Source organism: Streptomyces montanisoli (assembly GCF_017813245.1).
Lineage (GTDB): Bacteria > Actinomycetota > Actinomycetes > Streptomycetales > Streptomycetaceae > Streptomyces > Streptomyces montanisoli.
This window is the reverse complement of the sequence record NZ_JAGIQL010000322.1, coordinates 1-2,665: the sequence shown is the minus strand read 5'-3', so window position 1 is coordinate 2,665 and position 2,665 is coordinate 1. Positions and strand designations below refer to the sequence as shown.

The window sequence follows — 2,665 nt, the reverse complement described above, 5'->3', positions numbered from 1 at the left end:
AAAGCGTGAGCTCTTCCAATCTCGGCGGCCGGCGCCAGCTCGGCGCCCTCGACGGCGCCGGGGCGCGGCGTGGTGCGCCGCGCGCCGTAACGGCGGTGCACCGCTTGCTTGGTGACGCCGAGCGCCGAGCCCACGGCGTCCCAGGAGAAGCCGAGCGAGCGGTCGAAGTCCACCGCCGCCGTCACCAGCGTCTCGACGCTGTCCCTCAGCTCCTGGGCGAGGCGGACGGTGGGCGCCGGGGCCCGCCCGTAGACGACGAACCCCGTGGAGGAGCCCGTCCGCCTGGGCCGGTAGACGTTGCCCAACTGGGCTGTGAGGGTGCGCAGCGCGTCCACCTGGCGGCGTACGCGCTCGATGTCCCGCACCAACATGTGCAGGCTGGCACGGGCCTGGGCGTCGTGGGTTGCGTGGTCGGCCATGGACGAGCCTCTCGAACCGGCGTGGAAAAGGACGCGGGCCGTACCGGTGCGGCCCGCGGTGGTCAATCTCCCTTGACAACGCGGCACCTGGCGTGTGGTCACGCTGCGGGGGCGTACGGGCATATGCGCGGGGCGCGTGAGCCGCCGTGCGCCCCGGGGAGCCACCGTCTCCGCGCCCGCTCCCCGCGGCGCCCCGCACCGCGCCCGCGGGTGGATGCGCCATAAGCTGGCCGTGCCTGCGGGACGACCACCAGCGCGCCCGCTCCCACCACCTTCCGAGAGGCAGCACGCCACCGATGAAGCTCGTCTTCGCCGGCACCCCCGAGGTTGCCGTACCCGCCCTTGACGCCCTCATCGCCTCGGACCGGCACGAGGTCGCCGCCGTCGTGACACGCCCCGACGCGCCCTCGGGCCGCGGCCGCAGGCTCGTCGCGAGCCCGGTCGCCCAGCGTGCCGAGGAGGCGGGGATCGAGATCCTGCGGCCCGCGAAACCGCGCGACGCGGACTTCCTCGCCCGCCTGCGCGAGATCGCCCCGGACTGCTGCCCCGTCGTGGCCTACGGGGCCCTGCTGCCGCGCGTCGCCCTCGACGTGCCTGCGCACGGCTGGGTCAACCTGCACTTCTCGCTGCTGCCCGCGTGGCGCGGCGCGGCTCCCGTGCAGCACGCGGTGATGGCCGGCGACGCGGTCACGGGCGCGAGCACCTTCCAGATCGAGGAGGGCCTCGACTCGGGGCCCGTCTACGGCGTGGTCACCGAGGCCGTACGCCCCACCGACACCAGCGGTGACCTGCTGACCCGGCTCGCCTTCGCCGGCGCGGGCCTGCTCGCCGCCACCATGGACGGCATCGAGGACGGCACGCTCAAGGCGGCGCCGCAGCCCGCCGAGGGGGTCTCCCTCGCGCCGAAGCTCTCGGTCGAGGACGCCCAGGTGCACTGGGACGCGCCCGCGCTCCGCGTCGACCGCGTCGTGCGGGGCTGCACGCCCGCCCCCGGCGCGTGGACGGTGTTCCGCGGCGAGCGGCTCAAGCTCGTCCACGTGACACCCGCGCCGGGCCACGACGACCTCGCGCCCGGAGTCCTCGCCGTGGGCAAGAACAACGTGTACGCGGGCACGGGCTCGACCCCCGTCGAGCTCCTGTGGGTGCAGCCGCAGGGCAAGAAGCCGATGCGCGCCGCCGACTGGGCACGCGGCGTGCGGATCGCGCCGGGGGAGCGTGTCGGGGACGCCGGCTGAGCCGCCCACCGCCCCGGCGTACGCTGGGAAAACCGCAGACAGCGAAAGCCCCGACAGGGCGTCGCACATCCATACCTCCGGAGCACCTTTGAACGACCAGGCACCCCGCGGCAACGACCAGGCACCCCGCGGGCGCCGGCGGCCGGCACGCCAGGGCAAGCCCTACCGCCGTCCCAAGAAGGACTCCGCGCGCATCGTCGCGTTCGAGGCCCTGCGCGCCGTGGACGAGCGCGACGCGTACGCCAACCTCGTGCTGCCCCCGCTGCTGAGCAAGGCGCGCGAGCAGCCCGGCTTCGAGTCACGCGACGCGGCCCTCGCCACCGAACTCGTCTACGGCACCCTGCGCGGCCAGGGCACCTACGACGCCATCATCTCGGCCTGCGTCGACCGGCCGCTGCGCGAGGTCGACCCGCCCGTGCTCGACGTACTGTCCCTCGGCACGCACCAGCTGCTCGGCATGCGCATCCCCACCCACGCCGCCGTCTCGGCGAGTGTGGAGCTCGCGCGCGTCGTGCTCGGCGACGGGCGGGCGAAGTTCGTCAACGCCGTGCTGCGCAAGGTCTCCACGGCCGACCTGGACACCTGGCTCGAACGCGTTGCGCCGCCCTACGACGAGGACGCGGAGGACCATCTCGCCGTCGTCCACGCGCACCCGCGCTGGGTCGTCTCGGCCCTGTGGGACGCGCTGGGCGGCGGCAGGGCGGGCATCGAGGACCTGCTGGACGCGGACAACGAGCGTCCCGAGGTGACGCTCGTGGCCAGGCCGGGACGTGCCACGACGGACGAGCTGCTGGCCGAGGGCGCCCTGCCGGGCCGCTGGTCGCCGTACGCGGTCAGGCTCGCGGAGGGCGGCGAACCCGGCGCGCTCGACGCCGTGCGTGAGGCACGCGCGGGCGTCCAGGACGAGGGCAGCCAGCTGGTGGCGCTCGCCCTGGCGAACGCGCCGCTCGACGGCGACGACGCCCGCTGGCTCGACGCCTGCGCCGGCCCTGGCGGCAAGGCGGGCCTGCT

Annotated in this window: 3 protein-coding genes; 2 read left to right on the top strand and 1 reads right to left on the bottom strand. The window is 75.0% G+C overall.

The window, feature by feature from the left end; all coding sequences use genetic code 11:
- Nucleotides 1-419 (bottom strand): hypothetical protein (locus JFN87_RS32810; RefSeq protein WP_209346115.1); only part of this gene is annotated, 419 nt, incomplete at its 3' end.
- 296 nt (nt 420-715) lie between these two features.
- Here JFN87_RS32810 and fmt point away from each other — a divergent pair.
- Nucleotides 716-1,654, top strand: coding sequence for a methionyl-tRNA formyltransferase (fmt, locus tag JFN87_RS32805; protein ID WP_209346113.1), 939 nt, complete (start codon nt 716-718; stop codon nt 1,652-1,654).
- Nucleotides 1,655-1,742: 88 nt separating this feature from the next.
- The coding region (locus tag JFN87_RS32800) for a transcription antitermination factor NusB (RefSeq protein WP_282961700.1) at nt 1,743-2,665 on the top strand (923 nt) is incomplete at its 3' end.

Excerpts from the sequence above, each read along its gene's own strand:
- fmt (WP_209346113.1), top strand. The coding sequence starts at position 716 with ATGAAGCTCGTCTTCGCCGGCACCCCCGAGGTTGCCGTACCCGCCCTT.